The following is a 24,065-nucleotide window of genomic DNA, read 5'->3' on the forward strand; positions in this document are numbered from 1 at the left end:
GATTTATTCCGCTGCTATCGATTGTGGCTTTGGTTTTGGTTTGGCCCCGTGTTCGTATTCTTCAAGGAAATCCAAAACCTCTTGGCGGTAGTTGTAGTAATCAGGGTGCTGCAATAGCGCCTTGCGGGTGCGCGGGCGGGGCAGTTTTACATCGGTGATCTTGCCGATTGTGGCCTGTGGCCCGTTGGTCATCATGACCACGCGGTCGGCCAGCAAAATCGCCTCGTCGACATCATGGGTCACACAGATCGCGGTCACTTTGGTGCGCGACCAGACTTCCATCAGGACCTCTTGCAGTTCCCAGCGTGTCAGGCTGTCAAGCATCCCGAACGGTTCATCCAACAACAACAGTTTCGGCGACAACGCAAAGGCGCGCGCGATGCCCACCCGCTGTTTCATGCCGTTGGACATGCTTGATGCGGATTTATCCATGCTGTCGGCCAACCCGACCCGTTCAAGATAGTATTCGATCACGTCCTGACGTTCGGCTTGGGAGGCTTTGGGGTAGACTTTATCAACCCCGATCGCCACGTTTTCCTTGGCCGAAAGCCAAGGGAACAGGTTCGGCGATTGGAACACAACCGCGCGTTCTGGGTCTGCGCCTTGCACATCCCAACCATCAAGGCGGATCGCACCCTTTGAAATCGGGTTGAGCCCAGCAGCCATTGTCAGCACGGTGGATTTGCCGCAGCCGGAATGGCCGATCAGGCTGATAAATTCACCCTTGTTGACCTTGAGGTTAAAGTCTTCGACCACCGTCAACGGCCCTTTGGGTGTCGGGTAGATCTTGTGCAGGCCAGAGAAAGTCAGGAAACCGTCGTCGCGTGCGCTTTCTTGGGCTTTTGCCACGGCGGCGGGCAGCCCGTGGATCGGGGTCACATCCGGCAAATGGCGCGTTTCGGCAACTTTGGACGCGATGCCCTTGTCCATCAGGTATTTGGTGACATCCGCGCGCAGTTTTTTGAAACCGTCGTGGTTGTTCATCTCGCTGCGCTCACGCGGGCGCGCGATATCGACGCTGAATTCATCGCCAAGCGTCCCATCAGGGTTCAGCGCGATGATACGGTCGGCGAGAATAATCGCCTCGTCCACGTCATTGGTGATCAGCACACAGGTCTTTTTATCGGCGTCCCAGATATGTTCGATCTCGTCCGCCAGATTGGCGCGGGTCAACGCGTCAAGCGCGGAAAGCGGCTCGTCCAGCAGCAAGACTTCGGGGTTCATGGCCAATGCACGGGCCACGTTGACCCGTTGACGCATCCCGCCCGACAATTCGGCAGGGCGGCGTGTCATCGCGTGGCCAAGGCCCACCATTTTGACGAAATGCGCTACCTTTTGCGCCTTTTCGTCCTTTGGCATTTTCGGGAACACGCTATCAAGCGCCAGCTGCACATTGCCCGCAACGGTCAGCCACGGCATCAGCGAATAGTTTTGAAAGATCACACCGCGTTCGGGGCCAGGGCCAGCGATTTCGGCGTCCTTAAAGGTGACCTTGCCGGATGACGGTTTTTCAAGGCCCGCCATCAGGTTGATAAGGGTGGTTTTTCCGGTGCCGGAAAAACCAAGGAGAACCAGAAATTCGCCTTCTTTGACATCAAGGTTGATGTTCTTCAGCACGTCCGCCTTGTGCAGGCCTTCGCCATAGCTTTTCGAGACGTTTTCAAACTTGAGAATGCTCATGATCTTACCGCTGCTCTGTAAAGGTGAACATGGATTGCAGGGCGTACATCACGCGATCCAACATAAAGCCGATGATCCCGATGGTCAGCACGGCCACCATGATTTTGGCCAGTGATTGTGACGACCCGTTCTGGAATTCATCCCAGACGAATTTGCCAAGACCGGGGTTTTGCGCCAGCATTTCGGCGGCGATCAGCACCATCCAGCCAACACCCAGCGACAGGCGCAAACCGGTAAAGATCAGCGGCAGCGCAGATGGCAAGACCAGTTTGGTGATCTTTGTATAAGTGTTCATTTTCAGAACCTTGGACACCGACACGAGGTCCTTGTCGATGCTTGCCACACCCAAGGATGTGTTGATCAGCGTGGGCCAAAGCGAACAAAGCGTCACGGTAATCGCGGAGACAAGGAATGATTTCGAGAACATCCCGTCATTGGTCGCGTAAACGGCGGACACGATCATGGTCACGATAGGCAACCACGCAAGCGGCGAGACGGGTTTGAAAATCTGGATCATCGGGTTGATGGCCGCGTTTGCCGTCGGGCTAAGTCCGGCCATGATCCCCAAGGGAATAGCGACGATTGACGCAATCAGGAAGCCAAAGAAGACCGTTTTGATCGAGGTCCAGATCTGGTCGTAATAGGTGGGTTTGCCGGTATAGGGGCGGTCGCGCACCTTGTCAGGTTCGCCATTGGCGATGTGTTCTGCATTGCGCGCCTCTTGGCGTTCGTAGAACTCTACTTCTTTTTCGCCTTCGCGGATGGCGTCGTCATGCAGGTTGCCAACCTGTTCCCAGACTTCGGCCGGGCCAGGGATCGCGCCCAGTGATGTTTGCACCTTGGGGGCCAATGTGCCCCAAGCGACAAGAAAAATCCCGATCGCAAGGACAGGCACGCCAAGCAGGCGCCAGATTTCTTTCATTTGCGCGCGCGGATTGTCACCGGCGATGGCCTTGAGGATCGGGGTCATCCACGACAGGCCCAGAACCTGGAACCAAGCGTCTGCCTTGTTGATCCGCGTAAACAGCCGGGCGCGGCGGGCCTCGGCGTTAAGGGTATCTGGGTCGATTGCGGTCATGATCTTTTGTCCTGTGGTCTATGCGGGCAATGGGAATTGCCCCACCCCGGCATGGGGTGGGGCGTTGATGGGTTATTCTTGGATTTCGCTGCCAACGATGGTCTGCGTGCCCTTCAGCCCGATTGGCAGGCTGTCGAGATAGGCGTTTGGTGCGCGACCGTCATATGCAATGCCGTCGATGATATCCTCGGCGGGTGTTGGCGCCTTAAAGCCGTCGCTGTCCCAAGGGAAATCAGCCTCGTTTGCCAAGCCTTCGTCGACCAGCAGGCGCGCGGCTTCAAGGTAGATGTCGGGGCGGTAGACGCTTTGCGCGGTTTCAATGAACCATTCGTCTGTTTGTGGCTCGGCGATTTGGCCCCAGCGGCGCATCTGTGTCAGATACCAGATCGCATCCGAATAGAACGGGTAAGTCGCGTTATAGCGGAAGAACACGTTGAAATCAGGGACTTCGCGCACATCGCCTTTTTCGTATTCGAATGTGCCGGTCATCGAGTTGGCGATCACTTCGGCATCAGCGCCCACGTATTCGGAACGTGCCAGAATTTCCACGGCTTCTTCGCGGTTGGCATTGTCGTTTTCATCCAGCCAGATTGCGGCGCGGATCAGCGCTTTGGTCAGGGCAATGGTTGTGTTGGGGTTTTCTTCGGCAAATTCAGCAGAGATCCCGAACACTTTTTCGGGGTTGTTGCGCCACAATTCATAGTCCGTGATCACCGGAACACCGATGCCTTTGAACACAGCGGCCTGATTCCATGGTTCGCCAACGCTATAGCCAAAGATTGTGCCGGCTTCCAATGTTGCTGGCATTTGCGGTGGCGGGGTTACTGACAACAGAACATCCGCGCCGATCTGGCCGCTGATGTCGTCAGGTGAATAATAGCCTGGCTCCAGGCCGCCAGCAGCCAACCAGTAACGCAATTCGTAGTTATGCGTGGACACAGGGAAAACCATGCCCATGTTGAAAGGGATGCCTTGGTCTTTGTAATCTTCAACGACCGGACCCAATGCGCTTGCGCTGATCGGGTGTTGCGGGCGACCGTCGTCCATCAATGGCACATTCGGTTTCATCTGTTCCCAAACGTCGTTGGAAACGGTGATGCCGTTACCGTTCAGATCCATTGAAAACGGGGTGATGATATGGGCTTCGGTGCCGTAGCCGATTGTCGCTGCCAATGGCTGACCCGCCAACATATGCGCACCGTCAAGCTGTCCGTCGATCACACCATCCAGCAGGACTTTCCAGTTTGCCTGCGCCTCAAGCGTCACAAACAGGCCCTCGTCTTCGAAATAGCCGTTTTCATAGGCCACAGCCAAAGGGGCCATATCTGTCAGCTTGATAAAACCGAAAGTCAGGTCTTCTTTTTCAAGGTCAAGCGATTGAGCCATCGCTGTGGTGCCAAGCAGAACGCTGGCAGTTAGCGTGAGTGGGAGGGTTTTTAGCATGTTGCGGTCCTTGTTGGTGTTGGTCAAAACAAAAAAGCCGCTCGAAACCAATGTGCAGGGGAGGCTGCACAAGTGTTTCGAGCGGCTTTGCTCAGTTCGTGAAATCCCGTTCGGCGGGAATATCGCTAAAGACGCCATTGTCTTTGTTGGGACCATCATCGCGCTTGAGAGATTGAATTCAAGCTGCACTGCAGCGCGAAAACGGAAAAATTGCTGCAGTACAGCAATTGCCTATTTTTTAATCACTCTGGCGCGCTAAAGTCGAATATTTTGCCATCAAAGAATGCATCCGGCCCTAGAATCATCTCGCCTTTGGTCGACGCAACTGCCGTGGGATGGCGCAATGCGCCTTCGATTTTTGCGGATGCGCCGGGCATATCCACGCCCAGCGGCGCCAGATTTTCACGGAACAAATCGCTACGAAAACAGGCCGATCCGCGTGCGACGGCATCCTTTAGGTCGTGGCCCGTCCATGCGGCAATTCGTTCGCCGATCCATGCGCCCTGACTGCGCCACGGGAAATTGCCTGCATTATCATTGAAGAACAGAAAATGCGGCGGTTGGGTCGGGGCCGCGCCTTTGCGCGGCACGATCTGGCCGAAAATTGCGGGATCGATGGCCTCGTGCGGCAGATCGATATGCTGGCTGCGTGCAAGCAGTTCGACCGCGAGCGGCTTGTTTTGCGGTTGGTCAAGCCAGCAGGTCGCGCGGTAGATTGCCCGCATCAAGCGACGGCAGGCATCGGGGTTTGCGTCGATCCACGCGCGGGTCGCGCCCAAGACTTTTTCAGGTGCAAACTGCCAGATCGCAGAGCCCGGCAGCACCAGTTCGGCCACGCCTTGCTGGACGGCCGCCGTGCCCCAAGGTTCGCCGACGCAAAACATATCTAGCGTCCCTTCGGCCATTGCTGCGGCCATGCGCGGCGGCGGTACGGTCACAATTTCAACGCGGTCGCTGTGAAACGCGCGATGTTCTGACAACCAATGTTCAAGCAACATCCGGTGCATGGAAAACGGAAACGGGGTGCCGATCCGGATCGGATCGCGTCCGGTTGCAAACAATGCCTTTGCTGCTTCAGCGGGCCGTGTGAAATCCGCGTCCCATCCGGCGGTCTGCATATCGCGCGCAAGGCTGTTTGAAACCCCGACAACAGTGCCGTTTACAGAAAGCACCATCAAGGCATCGACTTGGGTCGGCAGGCCGCTTTTGCCAAGTGTCATCGCGATCGGCATCGGCGACAGCATATGTGCCGCATCAATCTGGCCAAGCGCCAAAAGATCGCGCAGCGCCGCCCATGAAGGCTGTTTGACAAGCCGCAAATCGACACCTTCGTCGCGCGCGAAATTCAATTCGCGCGCAATAATCAGCGGTGCTGCATCGACAAGCGGCAAGAACCCGCATCTGATCTTATGCATTGTCATCCAAGTAGATCCGCCGCTGTCACCAGTGCCTGTGCCACATCAATCACCTTGCGGCCCTGATCCATCGCGGTCTTGCGCAGCAGGGTATAGGCCCGTTCTTCGTCGATGCCGCGCGCCGTCATAAGCAGGCCCTTGGCACGGTCAATTGTCTTGCGATCCGTGAGCGCCTGTTTGGCTGCATTCAGCTCAAGGCGCATCTGTTCAATCATCTTGAACCGCGCAATCGCCGTTTCAAGCACAGGTTTGATCCGGTTCTTTTGCAACCCGTCCACCACATAGGCGCTTAGCCCCGCACTAATTGCAGCTTGGGTCAGGTCCGAATCCGAGCGGTCCACAAACATCGCGACCGGACGCGACTGCGCATGCGATATATGGCCGATGTGTTCCAATGTGTCGCGGTCCGGATGGGCAAGGTCGATCAACACGATATCGGGGTCGATCTGTGTCAGCTTTTTGGCAAGTGCAGAGATCTCAGCGACAACATAGACGCTGCTCCAGCCCGCATCCTTGAGCGCGTCAATAATATCCTGCGCGCGCATGGCGTCAGGTTCAACGACAAGAATCTTGAGGGTGGTGTCCATAGCATGCAGCTAGCAGAAACAGCGGCGCTGCGCAGATCGCAAAAGGTGATTGGGTCTGGCTTGATTGGATTTGCACGCTAAATGGGCGCGGATGGGTTGCCTGCTTAAATGATGGGCGAAAATCAAACCTGCCGCACGTGGTCGGCAATGCGTGCGTCGACCTTGGCCTTGAAAGCAAGAGTCGCTTCGCGCGACAAAGCAAGCATTTCCGGGCGTGAAATGCCGCGACCAATATCACCGTGCCAGTCGGTAGGTGAGGACATCAGCGGAGGCTGCAGATAGTGACCAAATTTGTTTGAGAATGGAATGCAAATCGCTTTGCGGCCCATGAGCAATGCCCAATATACACCGTGGTACGAATTTGACACAACTGTTTCGCCACTGGCAATAAAACTGAGTGCGGTGTTCAAGTCTCCACAGACATTATTTTCGGTAGGCATTTCTTGCGGGATATTCAGTTTCATCTGCTTCGTCTTGCCAGCATGGGCATAAAAGACAACCTTGTGCGAGGGCGGCGGTGGATTGTCGAATAGTGGGGACATGCAACTTGGGCAGGGCGCATATTCATACCGGTCGTCGCCAAAGTCACGCGAACCAATAAGATCCATCCTGCGTTTCGAGATGAAATGGCGTGGTGAAATCAAGAACGATTTGTTTGATCCAATGCCCCACGCAATATTCAGCACCCTCTTGTTTCGAGTAACACCTTTATAGTGCGACAGCCCTCTGAAAATTTGTCCCCCGCCATAGATACCGACATCATGCGCGGGCGTATCTGCGGCGCGCAGATCCGAAACCGTTGCATCGCCCCAGTCAAAGTAGTCGAATGGCGAGCAACTGCGATCACCCACATTCTTTGTGTCGCGCAGGTGCTGGAAATGTAGTTTCATAAGAGGGTCCTTTTCGACGGCCAGATCCGTCCTTTTTTTGCCAGCCAGAAAATACGTCGAAAGTAATTGCCAGCCTTTAGTCGATAATGCGGGAGCCGGCGGTACCATCTGAATTTGTTCACCAGCCCAAAATTTGCACCCGTGATCGAGCTGACATCGCCATCGTCGACATGGCTTGTAAAGGGCTCGAGCCCCATCTGCCGGAAATCATGTTTGAAAAACCGGTTGAGCTCGTGGTCAAGCGCGCGGGTTTGCGGCCATAGGTTGGGCAGCAACCGCTTGGCCACGTCCTTGTGCAACAAATATGCCGCGTTGCCGGTGAATGGTCCGGCATAGGCGTTCAGCGTGTACCGCCCGATCCTGCCTTGGCCAATCGGCAGTTTTGCACGGATGCAATTGAACCGCACAGTGTCCCAATGCGCCGCACCCGCGAGCGCAAGATCAAGGCTTTCCAGAAAATCATCATGAAAGACGACATCATCTTCGAGGATCAGTGCCACCTTGTGATCCGAGGCAACAAATGCCTCCCAAACGGCGATATGGCTGGCGTAACAGCCCATTTTTCCGGGTAGTATCGGACTGCCCATATTGCGCGCATAGGCGGCGGCATCGGCCCGTTCGGCAAGCGTTGCTTGGTGGTCTTTGCCATAGATCGCCGGAAACCGCGTATAGCTAAGGCCCAGCTTATCCAGCTGTGCAACCATATCCGCAAGCCGGTCCGTATCGCGGTCAAGGTTGATCAGCCAGATGCCAAGGTCAGCGCGCGAAAACGGGTTACCCATCCAGATCGGACCATTTCAACTGTGTGTTGCGCGTGACGGCGCGGGCTAGTGTTTTGCCGACGACCTTGTCAAAATCATAGCCCGCGATTTCACCTGAACCGGGGCGGCGGGCCCAGATATCGGCCTCGGTAATGACGTGGCCTGCGGGCAGGTCGCGGTCGGCGACCACGCTGGCGCGGGCAAAACGGTAGACGTCTTCTTCGGCGGCGGTGCGCTGTTTGGGGTTGCGCAGGGCCGTATGGATTTCGCGGGACCGGTCGATGATATGGCGCAGCTCTGACGGGTCCATCGAATTGATGATGTCAGGGCCTTTGCGATAGCGGCTGTCGGTGTAATGGCGTTCCAGAATGCACGCACCCAGCGCGACAGAGGCCAGCGCCATTTCCGGCCCGATCGAATGATCCGAAAACCCGACAACGGCATTTGGGAATGCGTTTTTCAGGTCAGTAACGCCTTGCAAGGATACGATTTCAGGCGGTGACGGGTAGAGGTTGGTGCATTCAAGCAACGCATATTCAATGCCTGCATCCTCGAGAATTTGCACGGAGGCCCGCACGGAATCGATGCTTTGCATGCCCGTTGACATGATCACAGGTTTGCCCATCCGCGCGATGTGGCGGATCAGTGGCAGGTTGTCGGCCTCGCCTGATCCGATTTTGAACGCGGGCACCCCCAGATCATACAAAAAATCGGCGGCGGCGCGGCTGAACGGCGTGGAAATCCAGATCATGCCAAGGCTTTCAGTATAGTCTTTCAGCGCCTTTTCATCCTCAAGCGATAGCGCGCAAGCTGCCATCACATCCCAGATCGACACATCCGCGTTGGGCGGGAAAATCTGTTTTGCTTCTTCGGTCATCTCGTCTTCGATGATATGGGTCTGGTGCTTGATCATTTCGCAGCCAGAGGCGGCCGCGAGGCGCACCATTTCTTTGGCGACCGACAGGTCACCACCGTGGTTAATGCCAATCTCGGCGATCACCAGCGGCGGGTGTTCTGGTCCAATTTTACGGCCTGCAATTTCCAAGGGTATTCTCCTGCGCGATGCTATTGCCCCGGTTCTAGGGGTTTTGACGCCACGGAGCAATTGCACAGATTGATTGCAAAACGCGGCCAATTGGTCCAAGTCACGGGTCAATGACCTAAATTGGACCCGCGATGATCCGCCGTATACACCGATATCTTGTTGGCAAAGAACAGGCCCTGCGCAGTTCATTCGGGCATGACATCACCGACCCTGCTGAACGCAAGCGGTCGCAGTTTCATTTCAACTGGCTCGATCACGGGGTTTTGCGGCTGCGCTGGCATAATTTCGAAGAATTCGCGCCAGGCGCCTATCGGTCGAACCACCCCAATCACAAACGCTTTACGGCCTATGCCGCGCTGGGCGTGAAATCCGTGTTGAACCTGCGCGGGGTCGCCAAACAGCCGCATTACCTGTTCGAGGTCGAAAGCTGCGAAAAGCTGGGGCTGACGTTGGTCAATTCACAAATGGCCGCACGCCGCGCCCCGTCGGTAAAAGAGCTGACCAAGCTGATCCATTCATTTGAAACCATCGAAAAGCCGTTCCTGATGCATTGCAAATCCGGTGCCGATCGCACGGGGCTGGCGGCCGCGATCTATCTGATGCTTTATGCAGGCAAGCCGCTCGAGGAAGCACGCGGCCAGCTTAGTTTCCGGTTCTTGCATATCCGCAAGACTGCGACAGGTATTCTGGACCATTTTTTGGACGTCTACGCGGCACGTAATGCACGGGCGCCCATCGCGATCGACGACTGGATCAAGTCCGAGTATGACCCAGAGGCCCTGACAAAAAGCTTTGCCGAAAAGCAAGCCAGCTTGCGGTTCTGGCAGGGCTGGCGCTAGGGGCGCGAAAGAATTTCGCGAAATTCATTCTATTTTGCTGGCGCACGCAGCCCTTCGGCGATTTGTTTGCCCATCAGGTATTCAATTACATCCCAGTCAAACGGGCTGTCGACGTCCAGACTGCGTTCATTGGGCACGATCAGCGGGATGACATGGCCTTCGAATAGGCGCGTGGCTGTGCGCAGGTAGGATGGTTTGACCACATAGACCAACCCGACATGGTCATAGACCATGGGCGCCTGCTGGCGGGCGACAACGCCGTGGGGCAGGGGTTTGGACACGTGCAGCCCCCCGTTTTTATCGGTTTCCAACATGTTGAAATAGGGGTTTTTGCGGCTTTCGCAGCATGACATCACCATATCGGGCTGTTCTTTGGCGAACAGATCCAGACCGGCGTCGACATCTTCGGGCAGGCGCAGGGGCGATGTGCAATCAAGGTCCAGAAATGCATCGGCGGGGCCGACCTGTTTTTCGACCTCAAGCAGCGCGTGCTGCCAGACATCCCATTTTGCCGCTGTATCTGTGGCAAGATGGGCGGGACGCAGCCCGATATCGAGCGCGCCGCGTTTGATTCCATGCGCGTACATTTTGGGACAATCGGTCGAGACAACCACATGATCGACGCGGCCATTGTCAAATAGCTGGTCCAGCGCCCAATCGATTAGCGGTTTGCCGTGCAAATCGCGAAAGTTTTTGCCAGGAACGCCCTTGCTGCCCGCGCGTGCGCCGATATGCCCGATGATCATCGCCGCCCCCTTAGTCGCGTGTGCCTGCGAACCGCGCAGCCCATTCTTCGCGTTCTTCATCCGTGATTTTGCGGAACAGGTTTTCCGGCACGGAGAACGCATGGCCTGCGGGCAATGTTTCCAACGCAGCGGCGACATCTGTCGGCCAACTGTCATCTTCCGTTTGCATCGCCGCGATCATTGTCGCCGCCGCGTCGGGAATAAACGGTGCAGAAAGCACCGCGTAAATGCGGATCAAGTTCAACGCGAGCCGGATTTGCATCGCGGCTGTGTCAGGGTCCGTCTTAAACGTGGTCCATGGTGCATTGGCTTGCAGGTATTCATTGCCAAGCACCCAAATCGCGCGCAACTCGGCCGCCGCTTTGCGGACTTCGGTTGCTTCCATATGGGTTTCATAGGCGCGGATACGGGTGGTCAGGTCGGTGATCAATTGGGTTTCTGCCGCGCCATAGGTGCCGCCTGCAGGAACATCTTCAGAAAACTTCGACCGGCAAAACTTAGTCACGCGGCTTACAAAGTTGCCAAGCACGTCAGCAAGGTCTTTGTTCACATCCGTTTGGAAGTTTTCCCAAGTAAATTCTGCATCCGAAGATTCAGGCGCATGCGACAAAAGCCACCAACGCCAATAGTCTGATGGCAAAAGTTCAAGCGCTTGGTCCATGAACACGCCGCGCCCGCGCGAGGTGCTGAACTGGCCGCCGTCATAGTTCAGATAGTTGAACGATTTGATGTAATCGACCAGCTTCCACGGCTCTTGGGTGCCTTTGATCGTCGCGGGAAAGGACAGCGTGTGAAATGGCACGTTATCTTTGCCCATAAACTGTGTGTAGGTTACGTCATCGGCACCCTTGTCGGTGCGCCACCAGCGTTCCCAATCACTGCCTTTGCCCGCGTCCTGCCATTCTTGCGCGCAGGCGATGTATTCAATCGGCGCGTCGAACCAGACGTAGAATACCTTGCCTTCCATGCCCGGCCATTCCGCGTCACCGCGTTTGACAGGCACGCCCCAGTCCAGATCACGGGTGATGCCGCGATCCTGAAGCCCGTCGCCATCGTTCAACCATTTCTTCGCGATGGACGTGGTCAGGATCGGCCAGTCGGCTTTGCTGTCAATCCATGCGGCCAAATCGTCTTTGAGTTCAGACTGGCAGAGATACAGATGCTTTGTCTCGCGTACCTCAAGTTCGGTTGATCCCGAAATGGTGGAATGCGCGTCGATCAGGTCGGTCGGGTCCAGCTGTTTGGTGCAATTGTCGCATTGGTCGCCGCGCGCAGATTCAAAACCGCAATTGGGGCAGGTACCTTCGATATAGCGGTCAGGCAGGAAACGCCCGTCACTGACGGAATAAACCTGTTCTTCGGTCACTTCGCGGATCAGGCCCATATCGGCCAGACGCCCCGCAAAGGCTTGGGTCAGTTTCTGGTTTTGGGGGCTGGACGAGCGGCCAAAATGGTCAAACGACAGGCGGAACCCTTCGGCAATGCGTGCCTGCACGTCGTGCATCTCGGCGCAGTAATCCGCGACCGGCTTGCCTGCTTTGGCGGCGGCCAGTTCGGCAGGGGTGCCGTGTTCATCGGTTGCGCAAAGAAACAAAACTTCGTGACCGCGTGCGCGCATGTAGCGGGCAAACAGGTCAGCAGGCAATTGGCTGCCGACAAGGTTCCCAAGGTGTTTGATCCCGTTGATATAGGGAATTGCGGAGGTAATAAGGTGACGGGCCATCGTGATTTTCCTATCAATTTGGGCCTGTCTAACGGGGCTTGCGCCCAGATGCTAGATAGCGCGCGTAAGTACTGGATTTGCTGTGGCGTGGCAGCTATTATGGCGGCAATAAACAATATTGAGGCAGACAATGAAAACGATCATTCTTGGCGCCGCGTTTGCGGCATGTGCTGGCATGGCATCGGCACAGGGGTTCTATGCGGGCGGCACGCTTGACTATGCCTATCCGCATACGGGCGAAACACAAACCGCAGCGTCGATCATCGCGGGTGTTGCGATGGGGCAGGGTGCCTTGGGATATGGTGCCGAAGTCGAGCTTGGCGCGCATGTTGCGGGTGATGCGGATTATAACACGCGCCGTTTGCGCGCACTCGGCACCTATGATTTGGGCGCTGTTGCGGCGCTGGCCGCCGCTGGTGTGACAAGCTATGAAAGCGATGGTGCAAATGCGTCGGGATTTAACCTTGGTGTTGGTGTGCAAACCGATTTTAGCAACACAATCAGCCTGCGCGCCGAATTTATCCGCGATTTCATGGATGACCACACAACAGCGGCAGTCACCACCACCCGCATTGGCGCATTCTACAATTTCTAGCGTTCACGGCTACGCCCCAAAAGCCGGCCAATAAGAAAGCTGGTGCGCGGGGCGTAGATATAGCGCGTGCGCTGTTCTGGCGCGCGCCGCACCCGCATCCGCCCTATCCCGAAGACAATCAGCGCGATGTGTCCCAGTGAGACAAAGTAAAACAGTGCCGCGGGCCCGAAATGCGCGATCAATGCGGATGTCGTGTAGGGGGCCGCGATAGCCCCCACTGCGTAAAAGAACATCAGCGCAGCCGAGAGTTCGACGCGTTGGTTGTCGGTTGCAAAATCATGCGCATGGGCGGTGGCGACCGAATAGATCGGGAAAGTCGTCATACCAAAGAAAAACGCTGCAATCATCACGCTGTTGGACCCGTGGCCTGCGGTGGCTATGGTCAGTCCACAAGCCGCAATTGCCGCGACAGACAGGCCGATCATCACCCAGCGGCGGTCAAATTTATCGGCGAGCCAGCCCATCGGATATTGCGCAATTGCGCCGCCCGCCACATAGGCCGCCAGAAAATAACCGATCTGGTCTGCGCCCAGCCCGACCTCTTGGCCGTAAATCGGTCCGACCATCCGGAATGACGCCCCCGAGAGCGCCGACACAAGCACCGCAGCGACGCCAAGCGGCGAACAGGCCCAGGCAAGCGCGGGGCGCAGCCGCGTGGCCTTTGGGGTTGCGGGTTGTTCGGATTGCGTCAACACCAGCGGCAAAAGCGATGCGCAACACAGGATCGTCAGGATATTATATGCGATATAGGTGGGCATATCGGCCAGCGCCCCGATCATGAACTGCGCGACAAATGACGCGCTGATATCCGCGACACGGTAGCTGCCCATCGCGCGCCCGCGCGTTTCATTGGTGACCTTGGCCTGTAGCCATGCTTCGATCACGGTATAGCAACCCGCCACGCAAAAACCCGAAGCAATCCGGAAAAGCGCCCAAAAAGCCGGATCTGTCACGATCACATGCGCCGCCATGCCAATTGCGCCGGTCGCGGTGAAACAGGCATAGGCGCGGCTGTGGCCGACGCTGCCCATCAGTCTTGGCGCAAGCCAGCAACCGATGAAAAACCCCATGAAATGCGCCGAGCCAAGAAACCCGACTTCGCCGGTTGTGAATCCGCTGCGCAGCCCTGTTAACGCATCCAGCGGCCCGACCCCGCCCGAGGAGAGCTGCAAAAGCACCACTGACAAGAACAGGGCGGCAAAGGAAATGAGCATGCGCATGCGGCGACACTGCGCCAGATGTTCTTCTGATACCAGATCAAAAAACGCCGCGCGCTGCGGTTGTGGCTTGCCCCTGTGCGCCCAGTGACTAGGTTACCCGTCGCAAAGCAATTTAAGGCAGACCCATGCAAAGACTTCCCCTTGGCCGCACTGATATTGTGGTCTCAGACTGGTGCCTTGGCACCATGACATACGGCAACCAGACCCCGCAGGCTGATGCACATAAGCAGATTGATATGGCGCTCGATGCGGGTATCAATTTTCTTGATACGGCCGAAGCCTATCCGGTGAACCCGATCAAGGCCGAGACGGTGGGCCTGTCAGAAGAGGTGATCGGCAATTGGATCGCAAAATCAGGCCGCCGCGACGAAGTGGTTGTTGCGACAAAGGTGTCAGGAAATAACCCGGGCTGGGTGCGGGACGGCAAGGGCTTTGACGGCAGCAATATCCGTGAAACTGTCGAAGCCTCGCTTAAGCGCCTCCGGACAGATGTGATCGACCTGTACCAGCTGCACTGGCCGGATCGCGGGTCCTATATGTTCCGCCAGAACTGGACGTATGATCCATCGCGCCAGAACCGCGCGCAAACGCTGGATCATATGATGGGTGTGCTGACTACATTGGGCGATTTGGTCGCCGAAGGTAAAATCCGGGCGGTGGGCACGTCAAACGAAACGGCATGGGGCATGACCAAATGGGTTGATCTGGCCGAGGCCGCAGGTCTGCCGCGTATGGCATCGGTGCAAAACGAATATTCGCTGATGTGCCGCCTTTACGATACGGATATGGCTGAAATGGCGGTGAACGAAGACGTGACGCTTTTGTCATATTCGCCGCTGGCTTGCGGCGTGCTGACCGGCAAATACCAAGGTGGCACGATTCCGGCGCACAGCCGGTTGAGCCTTTCGCCTGAACTGGGTGGCCGGTTGACCCCGCGCACATTGCCCGTTGCGCAAGCCTATCTTGATCTGGCGGCAAAGCACGGCGTTGATCCTGTCCATATGGCGTTGGCATGGCAGCGCACGCGGCCCTTTGCGATCTCTGCGATTTTTGGCGCCACAACATCCGCGCAACTGGCGCATATCCTTGCGGGCAAAGATTTGCAGCTGGATGAAGCGGTCTGTTCCGGGATTGACGCCGTTCACAAAATGCACCCGATGCCGTTTTGAGGCAGGGTGGATCAGGATCCACCCTACGGGCTGGGTCTAGAAGGCGATTGTAAATCTGGGGCCGGGTTGTGTGGTGATTTCATCCCAGCCCATCGCACGGTAGGCGGCTGCGGCCTGCGGGTTATCGGGGGCTGTGCCGATCGTTAACCGCGCGGCATGGGTTTTGCGCGCATGGGTCTGCGCGGCTGCAACGAGCTGGCGGCCGATGCCCTGACGGCGCCTTTGCGCTTGGACAAAAAGGTGCAGTATATCAACGCTGTCGCCGTTTTGCATGGGCCGCCAATGGGTCGCCAGTGTCGCAAAACCGACAGGCATCCCGCCTTTGCGCGCAATAATGCCTGTCAGCGGGCCGTTAATAAATTGCGCATGGATATCCGCAACCCCGCGCAGGCAGGTATCGCCGTGATGGGCGCAAAGCGCGCATAGCATTTTATGCAGCGCAGGAACGTCGGCGGGCGTGACAGTTGTGATGGTGGGCATGGCGTTGGTCCTTTGCATTGCCGCAAGGGACCGGAAACGCGGGACACCCTTGCGGGCGTGCCGTTGTCTGATATCAAAAAAGACCCGGTCGCCGCGATATCGCGCCGGGATAATAGCGTGCCGTGATTTGCATGGCATTGGTCATGTGACGGGCTTGGCCCATGGCCACCCACTTTGTCAAGAATTGCGCCTTGTCGTCATGCCGTTTTTGCGAGACTGTCGGCAAAACCAGTCTTCGGAGCACAAAATGCCGCATTCCATACAAGCCGCGCGCCCGAAATTGCGGGCCACGGGCACAGCGCTGCGGGCGCTGGCGGTGCTGGGCATTTTGGCAGGCTGCGCAGCCGTTGTCCCTGCTTCAACCTACCGCGATGCGGGCGTGCCGATTTCATCCAAGGCGTTTTTCGAACCCGACCGCTATATCGGGCTTTGGCACGAGGTCGCGCGGTTTCCGGTGCCGTTCCAGAGCGATTGCCCCCGCGCCACAGCGGAATACGGGCTGCAAACCGATGGCAGCCTTTCGGTGCGCAATATCTGCCGCAATGCGGATGGCAGCGAAAAATCGCGGATCACGGGCAGCGCCACGATTACCGGACCTGGCCGGTTGGTTGTGCGGTTTGACGGGTTGCCGTTTATTGCGGCCGATTACTGGGTGCTTTGGGTCGACGAAGGCTACCGCACTGCCGTGGTGGGCAGCCCAAATGGCAGGTCGGGCTGGATTTTGAACCGCGATCCTGAAATACCCCCTGATAGGTTGCGCGCTGCGCGTGATATTTTGAGATTTAATGGCTATGACGTCAGTCAATTGATGGAGATGACCCCGTGAAAAAGCTTGTTTTGGGATGTGTGATGTTCTTGGGCGCTTGTGAAACCGGCGGCGTGATGGGCGGAAGTCCGGGCATGCAAGAGCGTCTGGTAATCGGCAATCGCAGTATGACATTTGAACAATGCCGCGCCAGTGGCGGGCTGATTATCCGCGATCAGGGCAGCCCGATGGTGGCTTGTGATCCTTCGGTGCGCGGTGAACCCGTACCGGCGGATGAGTTCAACCACCCGACGACCTAGCGCCGCGCATCGGGCCGCGCTGCCGCAGCCCCAAGCGGTCGGCCGCGCGTTGCAAGGCCTGCGCCAAAGGACAGTTCATGGAACTTTGGATACCGATCACGCTGGCCGCGGCCACGGCGCAAGCGCTGCGGTTCATGTTGCAAAAACACCTGCGCGGGATGCAGCTTTCGACGGCGGGCGCGACATTTGCGCGGTTTATCTATTCTTCGCCTTTGGTCATGGTGATCGCGGTGACCTATGCGCGCACATCCGCGCAAGGCGCGCCGCTAGTCCCTGCCGCATTCTGGCCCTATGCGATTGCAGGGGGTGCGTCGCAAATTCTGGCGACGATGTGTGTGGTGGCGCTATTTAGCCACCGCAATTTTGCGGTCGGGATCACATTCAAAAAAACCGAAGTCCTGCTCAGCGCGCTTGTCGGCTTTGTCATCTTGGGGGATGTGATTACCCTTTGGGCGATTTGCGCCATGCTGATCGGGCTGATCGGGGTGATCTTGTTATCTGACCCGCCCGATGCGGTGGGCGCATGGCACACCCGGATTTTCAATCGGGCAACAGCGCTCGGGCTGGGGGCGGGGCTGCTGTTTGGGGTGTCGGGCAACGGCTATCGCGGCGCATCGCTAAGCCTTGGCGCGGGCGATGTGTTTTACCGCGCGATTGTGACCTTGGCGATTGTGACGGCACTGCAAACGGCGGCGATGGCGCTTTGGCTGGTCTGGCGTGAACGTGGCGAAATCAGCCGCGTGCTGCGGGCGTGGCGGGTTGCGGGGCTTGTGGGCTTGACCAGCATGGTCGGGTCAATCTGCTGGTTCAATGCCTATACGCTGCAAACAGCGGCCTATGTCAATGCGCTGGGGCAGGTGGAATTGCTGCTGTCGCTGGCAATTGGTGCCTTTGCCTTTGGCGAAAAAATATCAAAACGCGAATGGCAGGGGATCGTGTTTTTGGGCGCAAGCATTTTGCTTCTGGTGGTGCTGGCCTAAAGCGGCGGCTTGCCGTTCAGACGGCTGACCAGTCGGGCTTCTTCATTGTTGCGAAAGAAAGGCACGCTGCCCGCGCGTTCGCCCGATGCAATTTGCGCGGCAAGCTCGGCCAAGACGACTTGGGTGATAAAGGGCAGATCAAATTCGCGGGCTTTGGCCAATGGCACCCATTGCAGATGCGCAAGCTCGTCCTCGGCGCGGCTGAAATCATCCAAATCAGAACGCAACGCAGCCGCATCCGCCAGAAAAAACCGCGCATCAAACCGGCGCGGGCGGCCCGGCGGGGTGATCGCGCGAAAGAAAAACTGCAAGGCACGCCCGTTCGGCTGATGACCAGAGGCCGCAAAACCGCGCCAGCCTTTGGGCGGGTCGGGCCAATAGGCGCGCTGGCCCAAGATATGGCCGGTTTCCTCCCATAATTCGCGGATCGCGGCGGCGGCAAGCGCTGTGGGCGGGCGCTGGCTGTCTTGGGCAAGCCGTGCGTGTTCCGTTGCGGGCAAGGTGACGGGCACCTGTCCGTCGACCGGATCAACCGCGCCGCCCGGAAACACAAATTTGCCGGGCATAAAGGCGGCAGTGGCCCCGCGCTGGCCCATTAGCACGGCGGGGGCGGTGGCGGCGTCACGTAAGACAATTATTGTTGCGGCATCACGGATACGGGTTTTGTCCATCTGTCGCCCCTTGTGACCGGAGCCTAGGGTTGATGTCCAAACCCGTGCATCCGGCGCGCCCATTGAATTGCCACGATCATGCCCTTGAGGCGCGGCAAAAGAAAGAGCGATAGCGCCACCGCACCTGTCGCCAGTGTTGTGGCCATGACCATCGGGCTGGGTTGCCACATGACCCACATGAAATGGATCGCAAAGCCCAAGATATGTGCAACCAGCAAAATCGTCAGATAGGCCGGCCCGTCATCAGCACGGTGATGGCTGAGCGTTTCGGCGCAATGCGGGCATTGATCGACCACCTTGAGATAGCGGCTGAACAGATTTGCCTCGCCGCAGTTGGGGCATTTGCAGCGCAGCCCGCGCAGCATCGCGGGTTTGCTGGGGCGTTCCATCTCGTATGTAGGCGCGTCAGTCATAAGTGTGCTCCGGGTTTGTGCTTCTGAGATGGCCTATTTGCGCCAATTTGAAAAGGGGATTGCGGCGCCATGTCGCGCGGGCTGAAAAATTTGCACCGGCTTGGCGACGGAAAGTTCTGGCGCCCGCGTTGAAGGAGGGTCTGCGGCGCACAAAGGCCGCACTAAACCTTAAGCGAGGAAAGACAATGAAAACGACTTTATTGATGGCAGCACTTCTTTCAGGCGTCGTAATGACAGCGGGCGCAGTTTCGGCACAGCCCGAACAGCGCGAGCGTCCCGATTTTGCGACACTCGACACCGACGGTGACGGGGCGCTGACGCTCGAAGAACTGCAGGCAGCCGGCGAAGCCCGCTTTGCCGCGATTGACAGCAACGGCGACGGCGCGCTGAGCGCAGAAGAGCTGATTGCGAATGCCAATGCACAGGCCGCCGAGCGTGTGGCGCAGATGATCGAACGCATGGACGAAAACGGCGATGGCGTGCTGCAAGCTGATGAGCTGAAGCCCCGCGGCGAGGGCCGGAATGTGGAACGCATGTTCGACCGTATGGATGCCGATGAAGACGGGGCCATTTCGGCCGAAGAATTCGCCGCAGCCCAAGAAAAGATGCAAGAGCGCGGTGAACGTCGCGGCGGTCACGGCAATGGCCACGGTCATGGCCAAGGTCGCAACGACAACTAAATCACTTGCTTTGGCGGGGGTAACCCCCTCGCCAATTGCACAAAGCTGGTAACATCGGTAGCACTTGATCACATGAACGCGATGCCTGACCTTTTTGCGGGCGCCCCTGACGAGGCGCTACTGATCGCATTTGCCAACGGCGATGCGCAGGCCGCGCAGGCGTTGACCGTCCGGTTATTGCCACGCGTTCTGGCACAGGCCACGAGGATGCTATCGGTGCAGGCCGAGGCCGAGGATGTCGCCCAAGAGGCGATGATCCGGTTGTGGAAACAGGCGCTGGAATGGCGGCAGGGCGAGGCGCAGGTAAGCACATGGCTTTACCGCGTTGTCGCGAACCTGTGCACTGATATCTTGCGCAAGCGGCGCGGCGGTGTGTCGCTTGACCAAATCGCAGAGCCGACCGACAGCGCACCAAGCGTGGTGCAGCAGATGCAAACCAATGCGCGGATGCGCGCACTGTCGGATGCGCTTGCCGCCTTGCCTGAACGGCAGGCGCAGGCCGTGTCATTGCGCCATCTCGAGGGGCTGTCCAACCCCGAGATTGCAGAAATAATGGACATCAATGTGCGCGCAGTCGAAAGCCTGACTGCGCGCGGGAAACGGGCGCTTGCCGAGATCATGGCAGGGCGCAAGGCAGAACTGGGGTATGATGATGACTGATCGTAACGACGACATGCTGGAAGATATTTTTGCGCAGGCCCGCGCGGTAGCGCCTGCGCCGTCAGATGATCTGATTGCGCGCGTGCTTGCCGGCGCCACTTTGCCGCAAGCCGCGCCAAAACCGGCAGCACCCCGCCGCAGCATTGGCCAGCAGCTGCTGGATCTTTTGGGCGGCTGGACTTCGGTTGGCGGTCTGGTCACGGCGACATGTGCGGGGGTCTGGATCGGCGTTGCGCCACCCAGCGCGGTCCAAGACTATACAGCCGCGTATTTTGGCGACGAAATCAGCGTAAGCATTTTCAGCGAGGACGCGATTTTCGCGACAGGAGAGTTTTTTGATGGCTGACGGACAGGAAAAGAACGGGCGCTTGATGCGCATTGTGCTGGTGGTCTCGCTGGCGGTGAACCTTGCTGTGGCGGGGCTTGTTGTGGGGACAGTTGTTTCCGGTCGGCTGGGCGAAGGGCCGCCGCGCAGCTTTGATCTGGGGCTTGGGCCGATGGCACGCGCGCTCGCGCCAGAGGACCGGCGCGCGATCGGGCAGGCGCTGCGCCGTGCGCGCCCGATGGGCGATTATGACCCGCGGGCGCAGACCGAATTGATGGCGCAGGCATTGCGCGCTGTCCCGTTTGATCCCCAAGCGCTGTACGATGTCATCGCTACGCAAACCCAGCGCAGTGCGCAAATCCAGGGTGCTGCGCAAGACGCCGTCGTTGCGCGCATCACGGCGCTGACAGCGGGGCAACGCGCAGCGCTTGCAGACAGGTTGCTGGCAGAAATGTCCGAAGACCGCCCCCGCCCGCCACGCAATTAACCGGCCATCGCAACCCGGTCACGCCCGGCAGATTTCGCGGCATATAATGCCGCGTCTGCCTGGGCGCATATTGTGCCCACGCGGTCACCTTTGAGCGTCGCTTTTTCGCGGCTGATGGCAACCCCGATAGATATGGTGACAGGCAGCGGCGGGTGCGCTTCGCCGATGTCAAACGGGGTGCGGTTGATCAGGCCAAGCAACCTGTGCGCCGTGGTCTGGGCTTGCGGTCCGGTGGTGCCGGGCAAGGCGACAAGAAATTCCTCTCCGCCAACACGTGCGACCATATCAACGGCGCGGATGTTCTCCTTCAGGCGCTTGGCAAGCTGTTTGAGCACCAGATCCCCCGCTGCATGCCCGTAGGTGTCATTGATCGTCTTGAAATGGTCGATATCAACCATCATGACCGCCATCGCATTGCCTGACGCCTGTGCCTGTTTTGTCATACGGGTCAAATGCGGGTCGACATACCGCCGGTTGAACAGCCCCGTCAGCGGGTCCGTAACTGCCGCCTGCAAACCGTCGCGCACCGTGTCGCGCAACCGGTCCTGAATGCGCTTGCGCCGGATAAGCCGCCGCGCACGCAGGGCAATTTCCGATGCTTGCGCCGAAGTTGCGACAATATCATCCGCCCCGAGGTCCAGAAACATGGCCGCCATATCGGGGGCGTCGTCGGGCACAACGATAAGCTGGGTAGACCTGCGCGTGTCTGGCCGCGCGCGCAGATCCGACACCAGCCCGAAAAACCGCGCAGGCGTTGCCATCTGTGTCGTCGCGTCAATCACATAAAGCGCGTGCGGCGGCTGGAGCTTGCGATCGCGCAAGGCCTGATCAGGGTCGATCGTGCGCACAACATGGCCAAGCCCGTGCGTCAGCGCCGCCAATAGCGCAGAATCGGGCTGCTGCGTTGCCGACAAAAGCGCGACATGCGCCGGTGTTTCAAACACTGCAGCCGGTTCTTCGAACCCGAGCGCGCTGCTGGTGCCTTCGCGCAGCTGCAATTCCTGATGCGTGCTTTGGACCCGCAACAGGCTGCGGATACGTGCCAGCAGCAACGCGTCATTGACAGGGCGCGCCAGAACATCATCTGCCCCTGCGTCAAGCGCGGCAAACCGCGCCTGCGTGGTATCGTTTACGCCAATCGCAATGATGGTGACATTTTGGGTCAGCGGGTTATCCCGCAGTGCGCGGCAATAGGCCGAAAGATCAAGCGCAGGATCACCCAGACCGATCAGGATCAGATCGGGGGGCTGTTTGACAATCAGCTTTTGCGCTTCGGCATGGTTGGCGCAGGCCGAAACGCGAAATTGTGCCGCCGACATCTTAACCTTCATGACGATACGGTTGGTGGCAACCTCATCGATAATCAAAATATGTCCCGGCATTTTCATATCCTCCATGAGGGTGCCCAATTCATGCAGACAATTTGAATGACATTGGTTAAGAAACAGTTTCGACGAGATTAAGGATTGTAGATGGATCACGAACAAGCGCAGGTAATTGCCCTGCAAGCGCTGGCATGGCTGGTCGGGAATGACGAACTTTGCACTGTTTTCTTGGGTGCGACGGGCGGGTCGGTTGATGATTTGCGCGCCCGTGCCGGTGATCCGGCGTTTCTGGCTGCGGTGCTGGAATTTCTGACAATGGATGATGCTTGGGTTGTGGAATTTTGCGACAGCGTTGATCTGGCCTATGATAAACCGTTGCGCGCGCGCTATGCGCTGCCCGGGGCCGAGGCTGTGCACTGGACCTGAAACGCGATTGACTTTGCGTCTGTGGCGGGGTCGGGTGGCGCGGATAATCCAAAGGGGCTGCGCGTGATCAAAGGCATCATTTTCGACAAAGACGGCACGTTATTTGATTTCAACGCAACATGGGGCGCGTGGACGCGGCAAATGCTTGCGGCTGAAACCGGCGACGACCCTGCAAGGCTTGCAACCCTTGCCGATGCCTTGGGCTATGACGTGGCCGCAAACCGGTTCCGGCCCGGCAGCATCGTGATTGCCTCCACCGTGGATGTGGTCGCGGATCACATTCTGTCGGTCTTGGGCCCTATGGATAAACCTGCGCTGATCGCACGGATGAACGCGGGGGCGGCGCAAGTCACCCAGCAAGAGGCGGTGCCACTGGTCGCATATTTTTCCGCCCTCAAGGCAAGTGGCCTGACGCTAGGCATTGCCACAAATGACGCCGAGGCCCCCGCGTTGCGGCACCTAGAACGGGCAGGTGTGCGCGATCATTTTAATTTTGTTGCGGGATATGACAGCGGCTATGGGGCCAAACCTGCGCCCGGGCAGTTGCACGGGTTTTGTGCGCAAACCGGAATCGCGGCGGAAGATTGCGCGATGGTGGGCGATAGCACCCATGATCTGGATGCGGGACGCGCGGCAGGCATGGTCTGCATCGGTGTGCTGACCGGACCAGCCCCGCGCGCAGAGCTGGCCCCGTTTGCCGATGTGGTTTTAAACGATATCGGCGCGATTCCCGCATGGCTGCGCGCCGAAGGGTTGATCTAGCCGCGCTGCAAACAGGCGCTAAAAGATGCCGCCAACCCGCGCAAAAGCGCGTCATAAAGATCTGCGCCCGCGTCCAGACCGGCACCCGTGGCATCAAGCGTTTGCGTTTGCGCGTCGCTGCCTTCGGTGATTGTTGCGGTGATACGCGGGCTGATTTCATTGTCGTCAAACACGCAATGCACAACGCCATCCGCCACCAGATCGCGTAGCGCTGCCACGCGGGCCGGACCAGGTGCGCGCGCATCAATGCCCGCAATCATGCCCGCGGCCTGCAGCCCGAAACGGTGTTCAAAATACTGGTAACCGTCATGCGGCAGCAAATATCCGGTCTTTGGCGTTGCTTCCAGACTTGCCGTGATTTCAGCCTCCAGTGCTGTCAGCCGTACGATTGTCGCCGCTGCATTGGCCGCATAAGTAGCGGCGTTTTGCGGGTCGATTGCGCTGAGGTCATTCGCAATTATTGTGACCCAATGGGCTGAAATTGTTGGATTTAACCATGCATGGGGGTCGACATCGCCGTGGTCGTGGTGATCATGCTCGTCATGCTCGTCATGCTCGTCATGCTCGTCATGCTCGTCATGCTCGTCATGCTCGTCATGC

The 24,065-nt window shown here is 58.0% G+C and carries 28 protein-coding genes; 12 read left to right on the forward strand and 16 right to left on the reverse strand.

Going from position 1 to position 24,065, the window contains the following annotated elements; genetic code table 11:
* Positions 1–3 precede the first annotated feature (3 nt).
* From BM320_RS02890 to BM320_RS02925, 8 genes are all read right to left on the reverse strand, one after another.
* Positions 4–1,680, reverse strand: a complete 1,677-nt coding sequence (locus BM320_RS02890; RefSeq protein WP_090196220.1) for an ABC transporter ATP-binding protein — start codon at positions 1,678–1,680, stop codon at positions 4–6.
* 4 nt (positions 1,681–1,684) lie between these two features.
* On the reverse strand, positions 1,685–2,758 hold the full coding sequence (locus tag BM320_RS02895) for an ABC transporter permease (protein ID WP_090196223.1): 1,074 nt from the start codon (positions 2,756–2,758) through the stop codon (positions 1,685–1,687).
* Between the two features lie 72 nt (positions 2,759–2,830).
* Positions 2,831–4,201 carry a CmpA/NrtA family ABC transporter substrate-binding protein gene (locus BM320_RS02900; protein ID WP_090200291.1) on the reverse strand — a complete coding sequence of 457 codons (1,371 nt, stop codon included), beginning with the start codon at positions 4,199–4,201 and terminating at the stop codon, positions 2,831–2,833.
* Between the two features lie 242 nt (positions 4,202–4,443).
* Positions 4,444–5,622, reverse strand: a complete 1,179-nt coding sequence (locus tag BM320_RS02905) for a CmpA/NrtA family ABC transporter substrate-binding protein (RefSeq protein ID WP_090196225.1) — start codon at positions 5,620–5,622, stop codon at positions 4,444–4,446.
* Positions 5,619–6,203: an ANTAR domain-containing response regulator gene (locus tag BM320_RS02910; protein ID WP_090196228.1), complete on the reverse strand. Its 585-nt coding sequence runs from the start codon at positions 6,201–6,203 to the stop codon at positions 5,619–5,621. Before BM320_RS02910 ends, BM320_RS02905 begins: the two co-directional genes overlap by 4 nt.
* A 122-nt stretch (positions 6,204–6,325) precedes the next feature.
* Positions 6,326–7,093, reverse strand: a complete 768-nt coding sequence (locus tag BM320_RS02915) for a glycosyltransferase family protein (protein WP_090196231.1) — start codon at positions 7,091–7,093, stop codon at positions 6,326–6,328.
* Complete coding sequence (locus BM320_RS02920; protein ID WP_090196233.1) at positions 7,090–7,875, reverse strand: glycosyltransferase family 25 protein; 786 nt, start codon at positions 7,873–7,875, stop codon at positions 7,090–7,092. The genes BM320_RS02915 and BM320_RS02920 overlap by 4 nt, the downstream gene beginning before the upstream one ends.
* Positions 7,868–8,899 (reverse strand): N-acetylneuraminate synthase family protein, encoded by a 1,032-nt coding sequence (locus BM320_RS02925; RefSeq protein WP_090196236.1) that lies wholly within the window; start codon positions 8,897–8,899, stop codon positions 7,868–7,870. The genes BM320_RS02920 and BM320_RS02925 overlap by 8 nt, the downstream gene beginning before the upstream one ends.
* Positions 8,900–9,030: 131 nt before the next feature.
* On the opposite strand from BM320_RS02925, the gene BM320_RS02930 reads away from it, so the two are divergent.
* Positions 9,031–9,738 (forward strand): phosphatase domain-containing protein, encoded by a 708-nt coding sequence (locus BM320_RS02930; RefSeq protein ID WP_090196239.1) that lies wholly within the window; start codon positions 9,031–9,033, stop codon positions 9,736–9,738.
* A 29-nt stretch (positions 9,739–9,767) separates the two neighbouring features.
* Here BM320_RS02930 and BM320_RS02935 read toward each other — a convergent pair whose 3' ends face one another.
* Both BM320_RS02935 and metG read right to left on the reverse strand, forming a co-directional pair.
* Positions 9,768–10,484 (reverse strand): acylneuraminate cytidylyltransferase family protein, encoded by a 717-nt coding sequence (locus BM320_RS02935; protein ID WP_090200293.1) that lies wholly within the window; start codon positions 10,482–10,484, stop codon positions 9,768–9,770.
* Positions 10,485–10,494: 10 nt separating this feature from the next.
* Positions 10,495–12,207 (reverse strand): methionine--tRNA ligase, encoded by a 1,713-nt coding sequence (gene metG, locus BM320_RS02940; RefSeq protein ID WP_090196241.1) that lies wholly within the window; start codon positions 12,205–12,207, stop codon positions 10,495–10,497.
* A 130-nt stretch (positions 12,208–12,337) separates the two neighbouring features.
* Here metG and BM320_RS02945 point away from each other — a divergent pair, with 130 nt between their 5' ends.
* Complete coding sequence (locus tag BM320_RS02945) at positions 12,338–12,802, forward strand: hypothetical protein (protein ID WP_090196243.1); 465 nt, start codon at positions 12,338–12,340, stop codon at positions 12,800–12,802.
* Here the strand turns inward: BM320_RS02945 and BM320_RS02950 are convergent.
* Complete coding sequence (locus tag BM320_RS02950) at positions 12,799–14,022, reverse strand: MFS transporter (protein ID WP_090196246.1); 1,224 nt, start codon at positions 14,020–14,022, stop codon at positions 12,799–12,801. The two genes, BM320_RS02945 and BM320_RS02950, sit on opposite strands and share 4 nt — an antisense overlap.
* Positions 14,023–14,147: 125 nt before the next feature.
* Here BM320_RS02950 and BM320_RS02955 point away from each other — a divergent pair, with 125 nt between their 5' ends.
* Positions 14,148–15,191 carry an aldo/keto reductase gene (locus tag BM320_RS02955; RefSeq protein ID WP_090196249.1) on the forward strand — a complete coding sequence of 348 codons (1,044 nt, stop codon included), beginning with the start codon at positions 14,148–14,150 and terminating at the stop codon, positions 15,189–15,191.
* Positions 15,192–15,227: 36 nt separating this feature from the next.
* Here BM320_RS02955 and BM320_RS02960 read toward each other — a convergent pair whose 3' ends face one another.
* Positions 15,228–15,671, reverse strand: coding sequence for a GNAT family N-acetyltransferase (locus BM320_RS02960; protein ID WP_165614975.1), 444 nt, complete (start codon positions 15,669–15,671; stop codon positions 15,228–15,230).
* A gap of 247 nt (positions 15,672–15,918) precedes the next feature.
* Here BM320_RS02960 and BM320_RS02965 point away from each other — a divergent pair, with 247 nt between their 5' ends.
* From BM320_RS02965 to BM320_RS02975, 3 genes are all read left to right on the forward strand, one after another.
* Positions 15,919–16,497 (forward strand): lipocalin family protein, encoded by a 579-nt coding sequence (locus BM320_RS02965; protein WP_090196254.1) that lies wholly within the window; start codon positions 15,919–15,921, stop codon positions 16,495–16,497.
* Entirely contained in the window at positions 16,494–16,736 is a 243-nt protein-coding gene (locus BM320_RS02970) for a hypothetical protein (RefSeq protein ID WP_131802257.1), read from the forward strand. Before BM320_RS02965 ends, BM320_RS02970 begins: the two co-directional genes overlap by 4 nt.
* A 77-nt stretch (positions 16,737–16,813) precedes the next feature.
* A complete protein-coding gene (locus BM320_RS02975) occupies positions 16,814–17,716 on the forward strand; it encodes an EamA family transporter (protein ID WP_090196261.1) in 903 nt (300 codons plus the stop codon).
* Here the strand turns inward: BM320_RS02975 and BM320_RS02980 are convergent.
* Both BM320_RS02980 and BM320_RS02985 read right to left on the reverse strand, forming a co-directional pair.
* Positions 17,713–18,387 carry an NUDIX hydrolase gene (locus BM320_RS02980; protein WP_090196263.1) on the reverse strand — a complete coding sequence of 225 codons (675 nt, stop codon included), beginning with the start codon at positions 18,385–18,387 and terminating at the stop codon, positions 17,713–17,715. The genes BM320_RS02975 and BM320_RS02980 overlap by 4 nt on opposite strands.
* 23 nt (positions 18,388–18,410) lie before the next feature.
* A complete protein-coding gene (locus tag BM320_RS02985; protein ID WP_090196265.1) occupies positions 18,411–18,800 on the reverse strand; it encodes a DUF983 domain-containing protein in 390 nt (129 codons plus the stop codon).
* Between the two features lie 185 nt (positions 18,801–18,985).
* On the opposite strand from BM320_RS02985, the gene BM320_RS02990 reads away from it, so the two are divergent.
* From BM320_RS02990 to BM320_RS03005, 4 genes are all read left to right on the forward strand, one after another.
* Complete coding sequence (locus tag BM320_RS02990; RefSeq protein WP_090196268.1) at positions 18,986–19,480, forward strand: EF-hand domain-containing protein; 495 nt, start codon at positions 18,986–18,988, stop codon at positions 19,478–19,480.
* 72 nt (positions 19,481–19,552) lie between these two features.
* Positions 19,553–20,140, forward strand: a complete 588-nt coding sequence (locus BM320_RS02995; protein WP_090196270.1) for an RNA polymerase sigma factor — start codon at positions 19,553–19,555, stop codon at positions 20,138–20,140.
* On the forward strand, positions 20,133–20,486 hold the full coding sequence (locus BM320_RS03000; protein ID WP_242650942.1) for a hypothetical protein: 354 nt from the start codon (positions 20,133–20,135) through the stop codon (positions 20,484–20,486). The genes BM320_RS02995 and BM320_RS03000 overlap by 8 nt, the downstream gene beginning before the upstream one ends.
* Positions 20,479–20,952, forward strand: a complete 474-nt coding sequence (locus BM320_RS03005) for a periplasmic heavy metal sensor (RefSeq protein ID WP_090196276.1) — start codon at positions 20,479–20,481, stop codon at positions 20,950–20,952. Before BM320_RS03000 ends, BM320_RS03005 begins: the two co-directional genes overlap by 8 nt.
* Here the strand turns inward: BM320_RS03005 and BM320_RS03010 are convergent.
* The gene (locus tag BM320_RS03010; RefSeq protein WP_090200294.1) at positions 20,949–22,334 is read right to left on the reverse strand and encodes a diguanylate cyclase; all 1,386 of its coding nucleotides are present in this window, start codon (positions 22,332–22,334) and stop codon (positions 20,949–20,951) included. The two genes, BM320_RS03005 and BM320_RS03010, sit on opposite strands and share 4 nt — an antisense overlap.
* A 90-nt stretch (positions 22,335–22,424) precedes the next feature.
* Between BM320_RS03010 and BM320_RS03015 the strand changes: the two genes are divergently transcribed.
* Positions 22,425–22,703 (forward strand): DUF3572 domain-containing protein, encoded by a 279-nt coding sequence (locus BM320_RS03015; protein WP_090196279.1) that lies wholly within the window; start codon positions 22,425–22,427, stop codon positions 22,701–22,703.
* 63 nt (positions 22,704–22,766) lie between these two features.
* Positions 22,767–23,465 (forward strand): HAD family hydrolase, encoded by a 699-nt coding sequence (locus BM320_RS03020; protein WP_090200296.1) that lies wholly within the window; start codon positions 22,767–22,769, stop codon positions 23,463–23,465.
* Here BM320_RS03020 and BM320_RS03025 read toward each other — a convergent pair.
* The coding region (locus BM320_RS03025; protein ID WP_165615041.1) for a metal ABC transporter solute-binding protein, Zn/Mn family at positions 23,462–24,065 on the reverse strand (604 nt) is incomplete at its 5' end. The genes BM320_RS03020 and BM320_RS03025 overlap by 4 nt on opposite strands.

Origin of the sequence: Yoonia tamlensis (assembly GCF_900115105.1) — a bacterium.
Taxonomy (GTDB): domain Bacteria; phylum Pseudomonadota; class Alphaproteobacteria; order Rhodobacterales; family Rhodobacteraceae; genus Yoonia; species Yoonia tamlensis.